The organism is Streptomyces sp. NPDC004266, assembly GCF_042874095.1.
Classification (GTDB): Bacteria; Actinomycetota; Actinomycetes; order Streptomycetales; family Streptomycetaceae; genus Streptomyces.
The window spans coordinates 246,527-260,771 of the sequence record NZ_JBIAMM010000004.1 but is presented as its reverse complement, the minus strand read 5'-3'; the positions used below and the strand labels follow the sequence as shown (position 1 = coordinate 260,771).

At 72.3% G+C, this 14,245-nt stretch carries 12 protein-coding genes and 1 pseudogene; 12 read left to right on the top strand and 1 reads right to left on the bottom strand.

All coding sequences use genetic code 11. The features are described 5' to 3' along the window. Positions 1-16: 16 nt before the first annotated feature. The 8 genes and pseudogenes from ACFYUZ_RS12390 to ACFYUZ_RS12355 form a co-directional block, all read left to right on the top strand. A pseudogene (locus ACFYUZ_RS12390) lies at positions 17-304 on the top strand (peptidoglycan-binding protein); the annotation flags it as partial. 9 nt (positions 305-313) lie between these two features. Continuing rightward, positions 314-940, top strand: coding sequence for a peptidoglycan-binding protein (locus ACFYUZ_RS12385; RefSeq protein ID WP_389308553.1), 627 nt, complete (start codon positions 314-316; stop codon positions 938-940). Positions 941-1,042: 102 nt separating this feature from the next. Further along, a complete protein-coding gene (locus ACFYUZ_RS12380) occupies positions 1,043-2,671 on the top strand; it encodes an ABC transporter substrate-binding protein (protein ID WP_389308136.1) in 1,629 nt (542 codons plus the stop codon). A gap of 92 nt (positions 2,672-2,763) precedes the next feature. Then, positions 2,764-3,687 (top strand): ABC transporter permease, encoded by a 924-nt coding sequence (locus tag ACFYUZ_RS12375; RefSeq protein ID WP_389308134.1) that lies wholly within the window; start codon positions 2,764-2,766, stop codon positions 3,685-3,687. Continuing rightward, complete coding sequence (locus ACFYUZ_RS12370) at positions 3,680-4,675, top strand: ABC transporter permease (RefSeq protein ID WP_389308133.1); 996 nt, start codon at positions 3,680-3,682, stop codon at positions 4,673-4,675. The genes ACFYUZ_RS12375 and ACFYUZ_RS12370 overlap by 8 nt, the downstream gene beginning before the upstream one ends. A gap of 6 nt (positions 4,676-4,681) precedes the next feature. Next, positions 4,682-5,665, top strand: coding sequence for an ABC transporter ATP-binding protein (locus ACFYUZ_RS12365; protein WP_389308131.1), 984 nt, complete (start codon positions 4,682-4,684; stop codon positions 5,663-5,665). After that, positions 5,658-6,713, top strand: coding sequence for an ABC transporter ATP-binding protein (locus tag ACFYUZ_RS12360; RefSeq protein WP_389308129.1), 1,056 nt, complete (start codon positions 5,658-5,660; stop codon positions 6,711-6,713). The genes ACFYUZ_RS12365 and ACFYUZ_RS12360 overlap by 8 nt, the downstream gene beginning before the upstream one ends. 178 nt (positions 6,714-6,891) lie before the next feature. Beyond that, complete coding sequence (locus tag ACFYUZ_RS12355) at positions 6,892-7,830, top strand: hypothetical protein (RefSeq protein WP_389308127.1); 939 nt, start codon at positions 6,892-6,894, stop codon at positions 7,828-7,830. 1 nt (position 7,831) lies between these two features. Here ACFYUZ_RS12355 and ACFYUZ_RS12350 read toward each other — a convergent pair whose 3' ends face one another. Continuing rightward, positions 7,832-10,000 (bottom strand): alpha/beta fold hydrolase, encoded by a 2,169-nt coding sequence (locus tag ACFYUZ_RS12350; protein ID WP_389308125.1) that lies wholly within the window; start codon positions 9,998-10,000, stop codon positions 7,832-7,834. 177 nt (positions 10,001-10,177) lie between these two features. Between ACFYUZ_RS12350 and ACFYUZ_RS12345 the strand changes: the two genes are divergently transcribed. The 4 genes from ACFYUZ_RS12345 (at position 10,178) to ACFYUZ_RS12330 (ending at position 14,131) form a co-directional block, all read left to right on the top strand. Next, a complete protein-coding gene (locus ACFYUZ_RS12345) occupies positions 10,178-10,372 on the top strand; it encodes a hypothetical protein (RefSeq protein ID WP_053640878.1) in 195 nt (64 codons plus the stop codon). A 65-nt stretch (positions 10,373-10,437) separates the two neighbouring features. After that, positions 10,438-11,328 carry an N-acetyl-1-D-myo-inositol-2-amino-2-deoxy-alpha-D-glucopyranoside deacetylase gene (gene mshB / locus ACFYUZ_RS12340; protein ID WP_389308123.1) on the top strand — a complete coding sequence of 297 codons (891 nt, stop codon included), beginning with the start codon at positions 10,438-10,440 and terminating at the stop codon, positions 11,326-11,328. Next, positions 11,325-11,720, top strand: coding sequence for a DUF6113 family protein (locus ACFYUZ_RS12335; RefSeq protein WP_389308121.1), 396 nt, complete (start codon positions 11,325-11,327; stop codon positions 11,718-11,720). The genes mshB and ACFYUZ_RS12335 overlap by 4 nt, the downstream gene beginning before the upstream one ends. Positions 11,721-11,896: 176 nt before the next feature. Next, a complete protein-coding gene (locus tag ACFYUZ_RS12330; protein WP_389308119.1) occupies positions 11,897-14,131 on the top strand; it encodes a hypothetical protein in 2,235 nt (744 codons plus the stop codon). Positions 14,132-14,245: the final 114 nt, after the last annotated feature.

Sequence of the window (14,245 nt, the reverse complement as noted above, 5' to 3'; positions counted from 1 at the left end):
ATCCGAGGTACCCGCCATGACACTCGCGAGAAGACTGCCCGGCCTCGCGACCACGCTGCTCGCCGCCCTGGTCGCCGCCCTCGTGGCCGGTGTGCTCCAGACCGCCCCCGCCTTCGCCGCCGACTGGCCGCTGGTCAAGAACGGCAGCAGCGGCGTGCAGGTGACCACCGTCCAGCACCTGCTGACCGCCCGCGGTTACGCCACGGCCGCCGACGGAGCCTTCGGCGACGGCACCGAGTCCAAGGTCCGCGGCTTCCAGAGCGCGAACGGCCTGTCCGCCGACGGCGTCGTCGGCGCCGACACCTGGTCCAAGCTGATCGTCACCGTCCGCAAGGGCGACAACGGCTCCGCGGTCAAGGCCGCCCAGACGCAGCTCAACCGGTACGGCGCCGGGCTCGCCGTCGACGGCGCCTTCGGCGACGGCACCGACGCCAAGGTCCGCTCCTTCCAGTCCTCCCACGGCCTCGACGCGGACGGCATCGTCGGTCCGGACACCTGGCGCGCCCTGGTCACCGGCTCCTCCGGCGGCAGCGGCGGCAGCAGCGGCCTGCTGACCCACGCCCAGGCGGCCGCCCTCTTCACCTCGGCCGGCATCACCTGGACCTCCTCGGGCAACTGCTCCGACCGCAACAGCAGCAGCTGCACCTCCTTCGACGGACTGCGCCAGACCTCCGCCGACGGCGCCGTGACGCTGCGCCGCGCGAGCGGCTGCGCCCTGACCGTCACCGGCGGCACGGAGACGGGACACGCCAGCGGCACGTACAGCCACTGGAACGGCTACAAGCTGGACTTCAGCCCGACCACCTGCCTGAGCAACTACATCACCGGCACCTTCGCCTACTCCGGCACCCGCGGTGACGGCGCCGCCCTCTACACCGCTCCCTCGGGCAACCTCTACGCCCGCGAGAGCAGCCACTGGGACGTGACCTTCCTGCACTGACCGCGTCGCCCGCCCCCCGGACAGCTGTCGCCGAGATGCGCCCCTGTCCGGGTTGCGGTGGTATGGGGGCCTAAGTCTCGGCAAGACAACGGGAGGCACTCCATGCGCGGAGCCACGCACGCCAAGTGGGCCGCACTGGCCACCGCCGTAGCCCTCGCGGCGACGGCCTGTGGTGGTGGCGGCGACAGCGGCGGTGGCGGAGGGGCCGACGGCATCGTGAGTTCCTCGTGGGGCGACCCGCAGAACCCGCTGGAGCCCGCCAACACCAACGAGGTCCAGGGCGGCAAGGTCCTGTCCATGATCTTCCGAGGGCTCAAGCAGTACGACCCGAAGACCGGCGAGGCCAAGGACATGCTCGCCGAGAAGATCGAGACCACCGACTCGATCAACTTCACCATCACGGTCAAGAGCGGCTGGACCTTCTCCAACGGCGAGAAGGTCACCGCGAAGTCCTTCGTCGACGCCTGGAACTACGGCGCGAACCTGAAGAACAACCAGAAGGGCGCCTACTTCTTCGGCTACATCGAGGGATACGACAAGGTCCACCCCGACAAGGGCGCGCCGACGGCCACGACCCTGTCCGGACTCAAGGTCACCGGCGACCAGACCTTCACGGTCAAGCTGACCCAGAAGTTCTCGACCTTCCCCGACACCCTCGGCTACGCGGCCTTCGCCCCGCTGCCCCAGGCCTTCTACACCGATCACGCCGCTTGGCTCAGCAAGCCGATCGGCAACGGCCCGTACACCGTCGACTCCTACTCCAAGGGCTCCCAGATGGCCCTCAAGAAGTGGGACGGCTACCCGGGCCCCGACAAGGCGCAGAACGGCGGCATCACCCTCAAGGTCTACACCGACAACAACACCGCCTACACGGACCTGACGGCCGGCAACCTCGACCTCGTCGACGACGTCCCCGCCTCGCAGCTCAAGAACGTCTCCGCCGACCTCGGCGACCGGTACATCAACACCCCCGCCGGCATCATCCAGACCCTGTCGTTCCCCTTCTACGACCCGGCCTGGAACAAGCCCGGCCAGGAGAAGCTCCGCACGGGCCTCTCCATGGCGATCAACCGGGACCAGATCACCGAGACGATCTTCCAGAAGACCCGCACCCCCGCGCAGGACTGGACCTCCCCGGTCCTCGGCGCGGCCGGCGGCTTCAAGGACATCTGCGGCGACGCCTGCAAGTACAACCCCACCGAGGCCAAGAAGCTGGTCGCCGAGGGCGGCGGCATCCCCGGCGGCACGATGACGATCTCGTACAACGCCGACACCGGCTCCCACAAGGAGTGGGTGGACGCGGTCTGCAACTCCATCAACAACGCGCTCGGCAACAACAAGGCCTGCGTCGGCAATCCGATCGGCACCTTCGCCGACTTCCGCAGCCAGGTCAGCACGCAGAAGATGAAGGGACCGTTCCGGGCCGGCTGGCAGATGGACTACCCGCTCATCCAGAACTTCCTCCAGCCGCTGTACTACACCAACGCCTCCTCCAACGACGGCAAGTACTCGAACCCGCAGTTCGACAAGCTGGTCAACCAGGCCAACGCCGAGACCGACACCCCGAAGGCCGTCGGGATCTTCCAGCAGGCCGAAGAGGTCCTGAAGAACGACATGGGGGCCATCCCGCTCTGGTACCAGAACGGCAGCGCCGGCTACTCGGACCGCGTCGAGAACGTGACGCTCAACCCCTTCAGCGTCCCCGTCTACGACCAGATCAAGGTCAAGTGACGCCGTAGCGGTCAGGCGGTGTACGGCCCGGACCGCGGATCTCCGCACCGGGCCGTACGCCGTCCCACAACCCACCCTTCCTGGAGGCCTCCGTGGGTCGATACGTGATCCGGCGGCTGCTGCAGATGATCCCGGTCTTCTTCGGCGCCACGCTGCTGATCTTCCTGATGGTGAACGTGATGGGCGACCCCGTCGCCGGACTGTGCGGCGACCGCGCCTGCGACCCGGCCACCGCCGCCCAGCTGGAGAAGGAGTTCGGCCTCGACAAGCCGGTCTGGCAGCAATACCTGACCTACATGGGCAACGTCTTCACCGGCGACTTCGGCACCGCCTTCAACGGCCAGCCCGTCACCGAGCTGATGGCCAACGCCTTCCCCGTCACCATCCGGCTCACCATCGTCGCGATCCTCTTCGAGGTCGTCATCGGCATCACCCTCGGCGTCGTCACCGGGCTCAAGCGCGGCCACCCCGTCGACACCTCGGTGCTCCTGCTGACCCTGGTCGTCCTCTCCATCCCGACCTTCGTGACCGGCCTGCTGCTCCAGCTGCTCCTCGGCGTCGAATGGGGCTGGATCAAACCCGCCGTCTCGCCCGAGGCGCCCTTCGACGAGCTGATCGTCCCCGGCCTCGTCCTCGCGTCCGTCTCGCTCGCGTACGTCACGCGCCTCACCCGGACCTCCATCGCCGAGAACAAGCGCGCCGACTACGTCCGCACGGCCGTCGCCAAGGGCCTTCCGCGCCGCCGGGTCGTCACCCGGCACCTGCTGCGCAACAGCCTCATCCCCGTGGTGACCTTCATCGGCGCCGACATCGGCGCCCTCATGGGCGGGGCCATCGTCACCGAACGGATCTTCAACATCCACGGCGTCGGCTACCAGCTCTACCAGGGCATCGTCCGCCAGAACACCCAGACGGTCGTCGGCTTCGTGACCATCCTCGTCCTGGTGTTCCTGCTGGCCAACCTCCTGGTCGACCTCCTGTACGCCGTCCTTGACCCGAGGATTCGCTATGCCTGAGCCGCTCGAACCTCTTGAGTCCTACGACGAAGGGCGCGCCATCGCCTCCACCGGCGCCGGCGGCGCATCCGACCTCGGCACGGCGGAGGCGGAGACGCTGGAGAAGACACCCGGCGGACCCCAGGGCACCGGCGCCGAGAAGAAGCCCCGCTCCCTCTGGTCCGACGCCTGGCACGACCTGCGCCGCAACCCCATCTTCATCATCTCCGGGCTCATCATCCTGTTCCTCGTCGTCATCTCCATCTGGCCCTCGCTGCTCGCCTCCGGCGACCCCCTCGACTGCGACCTCTCCAAGGCCCAGGAGGGCTCCCAGCCCGGCCACCCCTTCGGCTTCAACGGCCAGGGCTGCGACGTCTACACCCGGGTCGTCTACGGCGCCCGCACCTCCGTCACCGTCGGCGTCTGCGCCACCCTCGGCGTCGCGATCCTCGGCGGCGTCCTCGGCGGACTCGCCGGCTTCTACGGCGGCGCCTGGGACGGCTTCCTCTCCCGGATCACCGACGTCTTCTTCGCCATCCCCGTCGTCCTCGGCGGCCTGGTGCTCCTCTCGGTCGTGACCAGCTCCACCGTCTGGCCCGTCATCGGCTTCATGGTGCTGCTCGGCTGGCCGCAGATCTCCCGCATCGCCCGCGGCTCCGTCATCACCGCCAAACAGAACGACTACGTCCAGGCCGCCCGCGCGCTCGGCGCCTCCAACTCCCGGATGATGCTCCGGCACATCACGCCGAACGCCATCGCCCCCGTGATCGTCGTCGCCACCATCGCCCTCGGCACGTACATCGCGCTGGAGGCGACCCTGTCGTACCTCGGCGTCGGGCTGAAGCCGCCGACCGTCTCCTGGGGCATCGACATCTCCTCGGCGTCGCAGTACATCCGCAACGCGCCCCACATGCTGCTCTGGCCGGCCGGCGCGCTCGCGATCACCGTGCTCGCGTTCATCATGCTCGGCGACGCGGTGCGCGACGCCCTCGACCCGAAGCTGAGGTAGGGACCCATGCTGCTCGAAGTGCGCGACCTGCACGTGGAGTTCCACACCCGGGACGGGGTGGCCAAGGCGGTCAACGGCGTCGACTACTCCGTCGACGCGGGGGAGACCCTCGCCGTCCTCGGCGAGTCCGGCTCCGGCAAGTCCGTCACCGCCCAGGCCGTCATGGGCATCCTCGACATCCCGCCCGGGAGGATCAGCGGCGGCGAGATCCTCTTCCAGGGCCAGGACCTCCTCAAGCTCAAGGAGGAGGAGCGGCGGAAGATCCGCGGCGCCAAGATGGCGATGATCTTCCAGGACGCGCTGTCCTCCCTCAACCCCGTCCTCAGCGTCGGCGACCAGCTCGGCGAGATGTTCCAGGTCCACCGGGGGATGTCCCGCAAGGACGCCAAGGCCAAGGCCGTCGAGCTGATGGACCGGGTCCGCATCCCCGCCGCCAAGGAGCGCGTCGGCCAGTACCCCCACCAGTTCTCCGGCGGCATGCGCCAGCGCATCATGATCGCGATGGCGCTCGCCCTCGAACCCGAACTGATCATCGCCGACGAACCCACCACCGCCCTCGACGTCACCGTCCAGGCCCAGGTCATGGACCTCCTCGCCGAGCTCCAGCGCGAGCTCAACATGGGCCTCATCCTCATCACCCACGACCTCGGCGTCGTCGCCGACGTCGCCGACAAGATCGCCGTCATGTACGCGGGGAAGATCGTCGAACAGGCGCCCGTCCACGAGATCTACAAGGCCCCCGCCCACCCCTACACCCGGGGCCTGCTCGACTCCATCCCGCGCCTCGACCAGAAGGGCCAGGAGCTCTACGCCATCAAGGGCCTCCCGCCCAACCTCCTCGCCATCCCGCCCGGCTGCTCCTTCAACCCGCGCTGCCCGCTCGCCCGGGACCGGTGCCGCACCGACGTGCCCCCGCTGTACGACGTGACCGAGTCCCCGGTGCCGCGCGCCAGCGCCTGCCACTTCTGGAAGGAGTGCCTCCATGGCTGAGGCGATTCTCGAAGTCCGGGACCTCCACAAGCACTACCCCCTGACCCAGGGCATCCTCTTCAAGAAGCAGGTCGGCGCCGTCAAGGCCGTCGACGGCGTCGACTTCGACCTCGCCGCCGGCGAGACCCTCGGCATCGTCGGCGAATCGGGCTGCGGCAAGTCGACCGTCGCGAAGATGCTGGTCAACCTGGAGAAGCCGACCTCCGGAAGCATCCGCTACAAGGGCGAGGACATCACCAGACTCTCCCCGCGCGCCCTGAAGTCCGTCCGCCGCAACATCCAGATGGTCTTCCAGGACCCGTACACCTCGCTCAACCCGCGCATGACGGTCGGCGACATCATCGGCGAGCCGTACGAGATCCACCCCGAGGTCGCGCCCAAGGGCGACCGCCGCCGCAAGGTCCAGGACCTCCTGGACGTCGTCGGCCTCAACCCGGAGTACATCAACCGCTACCCCCACCAGTTCTCCGGCGGCCAGCGCCAGCGCATCGGCATCGCCCGCGGCCTCGCCCTCCAGCCCGAGATCATCGTCGCGGACGAGCCGGTCTCGGCCCTGGACGTCTCCGTCCAGGCCCAGGTCGTCAACCTCCTCGACAACCTGCAGACCGAGTTCTCCCTGTCGTACGTCTTCATCGCCCACGACCTGTCGATCGTCCGGCACATCTCCGACCGCGTCGGCGTCATGTACCTCGGCCGGATCGTCGAGATCGGCACCGACGCCCAGATCTACGACCACCCCACCCACCCCTACACCCAGGCGCTGCTCTCCGCCGTCCCCGTCCCCGACCCCGAGGCGCGCGCCCACCGGGAGCGGATCATCCTCGCCGGCGACGTCCCCTCCCCGGCCAACATCCCCTCCGGCTGCCGCTTCCGCACCCGCTGCTGGAAGGCCCAGGAGCGCTGCGCCCTGGAGGTCCCGCTCCTCGCCGTCCCGGCCGTCTTCCGCCTCACGGACAGCCCCGCGAAGCACGACTCCGCCTGCCACTTCGCGGAGGAGAAGCAGGTGGTGCCGCCGGAGGACGGCGGGGAGGAGCCCAAGTCCCTTTAACCTGCGGGCAACCCGGCGGAATCGGATCCGATATACGGACATCGGACATTGGTTCCGTACGGCCGTGCGGGTGCCGTGAGCCGGCCGGGGGCGCGCCATGTCGCCCCCGGCCGGCCGCCATGCGCCGTTCATGCGGAACCGCTTGTTTCGGTCGGTCGCGACCGTGAGTATCGGGGCCGTGACTGTGACACGACCGGCACGTCTCACGGGCGCCGCGCTCTGCGCCGCGCTCGCCCTCATCGCCGCCGTGTGGATCCTCCAGGACCTCGCCGCGCTCGGCTCGCCGGCCGACCTCGCGTGGTACTGGGCCGGAGACCACCACTTCCTGATCAGGGGACGGTCCACCACCTCCCTGATCGACCCCGTCCTCCTCGCCGCCTACGCCGCCGTCGTCGTCGCAGCGCTCCGCTCGCGGCACGCGGCCTCCGCCCTCGCCGCCGCCGGCGCGGTCACCCTCGCCCTGCGGCTCCCCGGGCTCTGGGCGCCCGGCAGCGGCGCCCTCGTCACCGCCCTCCTCGAACTGGCCCTCGCGGCCGGACTCGTCCTCACCGCCGCCGTCGGCCGCCGCCCCACGTCCGCCCCGTACGAGCGGGAGCCCGGCAGGCCCCGTACCGGCCCCGCGATCGCCGCCGGGACCCTCCTCGCGCTCGGCGCGCTCTTCGTGGCCCTGTGGGAGCTGTACTGGGCCGGCGAACTGCCCCTGGAGGTCACCGTCGACCGGTTCACCGGCGGCCGCTCCGTCGTGAAGCCCGCCCTCGCGCCCCCGCCCGGCTGGCTGTCGGCGATCGCCGTCGGGCTGTACGGCACGGCCGCCGTCTCCTGCCTCGTACGGGCCCGCCACGCCAGGGCCTTCGGGCTGCTCGCCGCCGTGCTCCTGGCCGCCGGCGGCCTCGGCGGGGTCGCCCGCGCCGTCCGGTACGAGACCCTCGTCCGCCTCGGCGACCTCACCACCCCGGACGCGGCGTACGTCCTCACCAGCGCCTTCGAACTGCTCGCCGGCGTCACGGTGCTCGTGCTCCTGGCCGGGCGCGGCGCCCCCGTCACCGCGCCCGGCCCGTACCCGGCGGCGGGGGCGCGGCCCCCGGCCCCGCCCTCCCCGCCGCCGCCGGGCTGGTGACTCAGGGCGCCAGACCGAGGGCCCGCTTCAGGAAGTCCACCTGGAGCAGCAGCAGGTTCTCCGCCACCTGCTCCTGCGGCGTCATGTGCGTCACCCCGGACAGCGGCAGCACCTCGTGCGGCCGGCCCGCCGCGAGCAGCGCCGACGACAGCCGCAGCGCGTGCCCCACCACCACGTTGTCGTCGGCGAGACCGTGCACGACCATCATCGGCCGGGCCGGCTCCTCCGGCGCCGTCAGACCGTCGTCGGTCAGCAGCGACTGCGCCGCGTACACCTCCGGATCGTCCTGCGGGGTGCCGAGGTACCGCTCCGTGTAGTGCGTGTCGTACAGCCGCCAGTCCGTCACCGGCGCCCCGACCACGGCCGCGTGGAAGACGTCGGGCCTCTGGAGCACCGCCCGGGCCGCCAGATAGCCGCCGTACGACCAGCCGCGGATCGCCACCCGGTCCAGATCGAGCGGGAGGCTCCCGGCCAGCGCCCGCAGCGCCTCCACCTGGTCGTCGAGCGTCACCCCGAAGTCCCGCGCGACCGACTTCTCCCAGGCCGGAGAGCGCCCCGGCATGCCCCGCCCGTCCGCCACGACCACGGCGAAGCCCTGGTCGGCGAACCACTGCGAGGTCAGGTGCGGATTGTGCGCCGCGAGCACCCGCTGCCCGTGCGGACCGCCGTACGGATCCATCAGGACCGGCAGCGGCCCGTCCCCCTCCTCGTACCCCGAGGGCAGCAGCACCGCGCACGGGATCCGCCGCGCCCCCGCCTCCGCCAGCCGCACCCGGGCGGAGATCACCGGCCGCTGGGCGTACGAGGCCACCACCGCGACCGGCTCGCCGTCCCGCAGCACCCGGGCCACGCTCCCCGGCTCCTCCGGCCGCGCCGACACCAGGACGGTCACCGCCCCCGAGCGCACCGCGCCGTGCACACCGGTGCCCTCCGACAGCCGCGTCAGCCGTTCCGGGCCCCGCCCGGTCACCCGGTACACATGGATCTCGCCGGTCTCAGGCCCCGCCGCCGCCTCACCCGCCGAGGCCGACACGAGGACGTCGTCCGCCCCCACGTCGAGCACCGCCCGGACGTGCAGCCCCGCGTCCGTCCACGCCTCCTCCCCGACGGCCAGGACCCGCGCCCCGCCCTCGTCGGTGACCCGGACCAGCTCCCCGCCCGGCCCCCACGCCGGCACCCCGTGGTGCAGCTCCAGCCACGCCGGATCCGCCTCCGTCCGTACGGTCGCGGTCTTCCCCGACTCCGGGTCCACCGCCAGGAACAGCTGCTCCCGCTGGTCCCGCGTCTGCACGAGCAGCAGCGGCGCCCCGGCCGCCGACCAGTGCACCCGCGCCAGGTACGGATACCGCTCCCGGTCCCACACCACCTCCGTGCGGGACCCGTCGAGGCCGATCACGAACAGCCGCACCTCCGCGTTGGCCGTCCCCGCCGCCGGATACCCCACCCGCTGCGGCTCCCGCTCCGGGTGCGCCGGGTCCGCGATCCACCAGCGCCGCACCGCCCGGTCGTCCGCCCGCGCCACGAGCAGCCGGTCCGAGGCGGGCGACCACCAGTGGCCGCGCTCCCGCCCCATCTCCTCCGAGGCGATGAATTCGGCCAATCCGTAGGACACGTGAACGTCCTCCGGTACGGCCAGTTCCCGGTCGCCCGCGCCGTCCGCGCCCACCACCCGCAGGGCGCCCTCCGCCACGTACGCCACGAACCGTCCGTCCGGCGAGGGACGGGGATCGATCACCGGCCCCGGCACCGGAAGCTCCCACGCCGTCCCCGCCCGCAGCTCCGCCGCGAACAGCCGCCCCGACAGCGCGAACGCCGCCAACTCCACGGCCGAGTCCACCGCGTACGCCACGATCCCCGCCGAGCCCTCCCGGCTCCGCTCCCGGCGCGCCCGCTCCTGAGGCGACAGCTCCTCCTCCGCGCCCGCGAGCAGCGCCACCGGGTCGGCGGCCACCCGCTCCCCGGGCTCGCCGTCCCGGGGCAGGTCCAGCACCCAGAGCCGGTGCGAACGGTCCGTCCCCGAACCGGATCTGACGAAGACCACGCGCTCCCCGTCGGGGGAGACCGAGAAACCGCGCGGGACCCCCAGGGTGAACCGCTGGGTCCGGGCGTGCTGGCGGGGGAAGGAGAGCCCGGCCGAGGGTGTGGCCGACTGCTGCGAAGACAAGGTCATGCGGCTGAAACTAGCGCCGTGCGCCCCCCTCGTGCCTCCGTCCGCCGATCGATGCGGCCGCACGGATAGTTATGATCCGTAGCGCTAGGTGGGTATGCATCGGACTGGTATGCCCTCTGGCACATGCTGATCGACCGAACCGCTCGAATATCCGACCGAAGGTGGAGGTGAACCGCCGTGGCACTCTCGATCTCCGTGGTGGTGCTGCTGGCGATCGTCGTCTTCCTGCTGATCCGGAAATCCGGGCTGAAGGCTGGACATGCGGCGATCTGCGCGCTCCTGGGCTTCTACCTGGCGAGCTCCTCCATCGCCCCCTCCATCAGCACCCTCACCACGAACGTGGCGGGCATGATCGGCGGACTCAAGTTCTGACCGGGTGCGCCCCGCCCCCGGCCTGACGCTCGTCGGGCGGGGGCCGTGCTCGTAGGGTGGGGGGCATGTCCGATCTCCCCGCCCGCCGTCTGCTGCTCGTGCACGCGCACCCGGACGACGAGTCGATCAACAACGGCGCCACCATGGCCAGGTACGCGGCCGAGGGCGCCCTCGTCACCCTCGTCACCTGCACGCTCGGCGAGGAGGGCGAGGTCATCCCGCCCGACCTCGCCCACCTGGCCCCCGACCGGGAGGACCGGCTCGGCCCGCACCGCGTCGGCGAACTCGCCGCCGCGATGACCGAGCTGGGCGTCACCGACCACCGCTTCCTCGGCGGCCCCGGCCGCTTCCGCGACTCCGGGATGATGGGCGCCGAGCAGAACAAGCGCGCCAACGCCTTCTGGAACACCGACGTCGACACCGCCGCGCCCCACCTCGTCGAGGTGATCCGCGAGACCCGCCCGCAGGTCCTCGTCACCTACGACCCCGACGGCGGCTACGGCCACCCCGACCACATCCAGGCCCACCGGGTCGCCACCCGCGCCGCCGAACTCGCCGCCGACCCGGACTACCGCCCCGACCTCGGACCGGCCCACACGATCGCCAAGATCTACTGGAACCGCGTCCCCCGCCCCGTCGCCGAGGCCGGATTCGCCCGGCTCCGCGCCGAGGGCTCCGTCTTCCCGGCCGTCGCCGCCGTCGACGACGTCCCCGGCGTCGTCGACGAGGACCGGATCACCGCCGAGATCGCCTCCGATCCCGCGTACGCCGCCCGCAAGAGCGCCGCGATGGCCGCCCACGCCACCCAAGTCGCCGTCGACGGTCCCTTCTTCGCCCTCTCCAACGACCTCGCCCAGCCGATCTTCACCACCGAGTACTACGAACTGGTCCGTGGCACGTCGGGCGCCCCCGAGGGCGAGCGCGAGACGGACCTCTTCGCGGGGGTGACGGAATGAGCCCCACCGCCGCGAAGCCCGCCCCGGCACCGTCCCCGACGCCCTCCCCGGTTGTCCGGTATGCCTGGTACGCCGCCCTGCTCGTCCTCGGCGCCCTCGTCGGCACCGCCGGATCCCTCGTCCAAGCCGCCTGGTTCCCCGGCGGCTTGCTCCTCGCGCTCCTCGCCACCGCCGGCCTCTTCTACGGAGGGCTCCGCGCCACCGGCACCCAGGTCGGCGTCGCCTCCTCCGCCGCCGGCTGGCTCGTCGCCGTCATCCTGCTCAGCCTCGGACGCCCCGAGGGCGACGGCGTGTTCGGCGGAGGCGCCGGCGAGCTGCTCTTCCTCTTCGGAGGCATGGCGCTCGCTGTGATGTGCGCCACTCTGCCCCGGCTGTCGCGACCGGCCCCGTGAACAGGACGACTTGAGGCCGGGGACGCCCTGACTTCGGCCGGATTGCCCGTCGTCCTCCACCCAGGGGTCGGGTATGAGTCGGCGGCGTTCAGTATGGTGGTGCGCGCCGCCGAACCGCCCGGGTCAACACGAGCATCAGCAAGAGCGGGCGGTGGAGCCAACCGGGAGATCCTGCTTTGAGTCGTGAAACTGGTCGAGAGACTGACAGTTCGTCCTCCGGCGCCCAGGGGCGCGGGGGAGCCGCGTACCCCTCGGGTACCCCGCCGTACGGATCCCGCCAGTATCCGTCGCTCCACCCCACGCAGGACGCGCCGGAGGAGACCGCCGCCGCGCCCGCGCCGCCGGAGGAGCCCAAGACCGAGACGACGCTGACGACCCGGATCCGGATCAACATCCCGGGTTCGCGTCCGATCCCGCCGGTCGTGGTCCGCAAGCCGGTCAACGAGGCGTCCGCCCCGGACCCCGAGCCCGTCGCGCAGCCGGAACCGGAGCCCGAGCCGGCGCCCGCGGCCCCGGAGCCCCCGCGGGCCGCCGAGGAGGCCCCGCAGGCGCCGAAGGCGAAGGAGACGAGCGACTGGTTCGCCCCCCGCAAGGCGGCGGCCCCCAGCCCGGCTCCCGCTCCCGCCCCCACGCCCCCGCCGGCGGCCAAGCCCGCCCCGGCGCCGGCCGGGCCGGACGCCCCCGGCACTGGCTTCGCGGGCTCGGCGACCTCGGGCGTCCCGACGGTCGGCACCACCCCGTCGAGCCGCCCGGTCACCGCACCCGCCCCGACACCGCCGGGCAACCCGCTGTACGAGAGCGGCACACCGGCGGGCGGCACCCCGATGTACGAGGGGACCCCCGCCGGGGGCACTCCGCTGTACGACGGCACTCCGGCCGCGGGCACCCCCCTGTACGACGGCACTCCGGCTGCGGGCACCCCGATGTACGACGGGACCCCGGCCGCCGGAACGCCCCTGTACGACGGGACCCCCGCCGGGGGCACTCCGCTGTACGACGGCACTCCGGCCGCGGGCACCCCGATGTACGACGGCACCCCCGCCGCCGGCACGCCCGCCCACCGAGGGCCGGGCGGTCAGGGCGCTCCCGGCGCCCCGGCGGCGCCCGCCGGACCCACCACGGGACCGGTCACCGGCACCGCCTCCCTCGGCGCCCCCGCCGGCCCCCGCCCCTTCGGCGCCGGCCAGGGCGCGGGCTCCCCGTTCGCCGCCGACGGCGGCGCGCCCCGCATGTCCGACGACACCGCGATCCTGACGCCCCAGCAGCCCGCCCCGGCGCCCAGGCCCGGCCCGGGCGCGCCGGGCGGCAACGGCGCCCACATCTCCGGGGACACGCTCACCAGCGGCATCCCCGTGGTCCCGCCGACGGCGGCCCGGCCGAACCTGACGCCGCGCATCGAGGAGCACGCGACCCCGGCCCCCGCGCCGCGCCAGGCACCGGCGGCCGACCGCGCCCCGGCGAAGAAGGGCCGCTCCAAGCTGGTCCTCGCGGCCGCCGGAATCCTGGGCATCGCCGGCGTCGCCTACGGCGCGGGGCTGCTCCTCAACCACTCCGACGTCCCCAAGGGCACCACGGTGCTCGGCGTGGACATCGGCGGCGGCACGAAGGAGGAGGCCGTCGACAAGCTGGACGCGGTGTTCGGCAAGCGGGCCACCACCCCGCTCCAGCTGAGCGTCGGCGGCAAGAAGGTCCAGCTGGCCCCGGACAAGGCGGGCCTGGCGCTCGACAGCCAGGAGACCGTCCGCGCGGCGGCCGGCAGCGACTACAACCCGGTCTCGGTCATCGGCTCCCTCTTCGGCGGAGAGCGGATCGCGAAGCCGGTGTTCCCCGTCGACAAGGAGAAGCTCGCCGTCGCCCTGGCGGACCTGGCCGGCAGCTCCGCGTCGGCGACCGAGGGCACGATCCTCTTCGCCCCGAACAAGGTGACCCCGGTCGAGGGCAAGCCCGGCCAGGGCCTGGACGTCCAGCGCTCGATGATCTCCGTCCAGGACGCCTTCCGCGCCCAGGTCGAGACCGGCCAGAACAAGCTGGTCGAGCTGCCGGTCACCACCCGCCGTCCGACGGTCACCAAGGCCGAGCTGGACCGGGCGATGAGGGAATTCGCGACGCCCGCCATGTCCGGCCTGATCAGGATCCAGGCGGGCGGCAAGCACATCGACTTCGGTCCGGCGCGGTCGCTGCCGCAGATCCTCTCGATGAAGGCCGTCGACGGCCGGCTGGTCGAGGTCTACGACAAGAAGGCGATCGAGCGGCTCCTCGACGGAGCCTTCGACGGCGTCATGATCACCAAGGGCGACGGCAGCAAGCACCAGGTCTCCGCCGACGACGTGGCCTTCGTGATGCGCGACGCGCTGAGGGGCAAGAACCTCGCGGAGCGCACGAAGACGATCGACCTCAGCGGCGAGGGCTGACCGCCCCCTCTCCGGCCCCCGGGCCCCCGTCCCGTCCGGGGACGGGGGCCCGGGCGCGTCCCGCCCGCGCTCGCCCCGCCCGGGGCCGGGGACCGGACCGGCGGCCGCGTCCCC